The following is a 1,483-nucleotide window of genomic DNA, read 5'->3' as shown; positions in this document are numbered from 1 at the left end:
AACGTTATCATTGCGACATCCAGACTCCTTCGGGTTATAGGGTCAAGCAATGAAGCGCACACGGTGGATGCCTAGGCAGCCAGAGGCGATGAAAGACGTGGTAGCCTGCGATAAGGCTCGGTGAGGTGGCAACAACCTGTGACCCGGGCATTTCTGAATGGGGAAACCCACTGACCATAAGGTCAGTATCGTGCATTGAATACATAGATGTACGAGGCGAACCAGGGGAACTGAAACATCTAAGTACCCTGAGGAAAAGAAATCAACCGAGATTCCCCTAGTAGCGGCGAGCGAACGGGGACCAGCCCTTAAGCATGTGACTGATTAGGCGAATGCGTTGGGAAGCGCGGCCGTAGCGGGTGATAGCCCCGTAGTCGAAAATCTGATCATGTGAAATCGAGTAGGTCGGGGCACGAGAAACCTTGACTGAAGACGGGGGGACCATCCTCCAAGGCTAAATACTCCTGGCTGACCGATAGTGAACCAGTACCGTGAGGGAAAGGCGAAAAGAACCCCGGAGAGGGGAGTGAAATAGATCCTGAAACCGTGTGCGTACAAGCAGTAGGAGCAGACTTGTTCTGTGACTGCGTACCTTTTGTATAATGGGTCAGCGACTTATATTCAGTGGCGAGGTTAACCGTATAGGGGAGCCGTAGGGAAACCGAGTCTTAACTGGGCGACACAGTCGCTGGATATAGACCCGAAACCGAGCGATCTATCCATGAGCAGGGTGAAGGTTGAGTAACATCAACTGGAGGCCCGAACCAGGATCTGTTGAAAAAGATTTGGATGACTTGTGGATCGGAGTGAAAGGCTAATCAAGCTCGGAGATAGCTGGTTCTCCTCGAAAGCTATTTAGGTAGCGCCTCATGTAGTACCGCCGGGGGTAGAGCACTGTTTCGGCTAGGGGGTCATCCCGACTTACCAACCCGAGGCAAACTCCGAATACCGGTGAGTAACGCGTGGGAGACACACGGCGGGTGCTAACGTCCGTCGTGAAAAGGGAAACAACCCAGACCGTCAGCTAAGGTCCCGAAATCCTGGTTAAGTGGGAAACGATGTGGGAAGGCTCAGACAGCTAGGAGGTTGGCTTAGAAGCAGCCATCCTTTAAAGAAAGCGTAATAGCTCACTAGTCGAGTCGGCCTGCGCGGAAGATGTAACGGGGCTAAACCAGGTACCGAAGCTACGGGTTCATCCTTATAGGATGAGCGGTAGAGGAGCGTCGTGTACGCCAATGAAGGTGAATTGAGAAGTTCGCTGGAGGTATCACGAGTGCGAATGCTGACATGAGTAACGATAAAGGGAGTGAAAAACTCCCTCGCCGGAAGACCAAGGGTTTCTGTTCGACGCTAATCGGAGCAGAGTGAGTCGGCCCCTAAGGCGAGGCCGAAAGGCGTAGTCGATGGGAAACGGGTCAATATTCCCGTACCGGACATGGTTGCGATGGGGGGACGAAGAAGGCTAGGTGAGCCAGGCGTTGGT

1 rRNA gene is annotated in these 1,483 nt (G+C 53.1%); it reads left to right on the top strand.

Annotation, left to right across the window (positions count from 1 at the left end):
- Positions 1 to 40: 40 nt before the first annotated feature.
- Positions 41 to 1,483, top strand: a 23S ribosomal RNA gene (locus MLE19_RS22775); the annotation flags it as partial.

This window comes from Vreelandella neptunia (assembly GCF_022489065.1).
Taxonomy (GTDB): Bacteria; Pseudomonadota; Gammaproteobacteria; order Pseudomonadales; family Halomonadaceae; genus Vreelandella; species Vreelandella neptunia_A.
The sequence above is the reverse complement of the archived record's forward strand: the minus strand, read 5'-3'. Positions and strand labels throughout refer to the sequence as shown.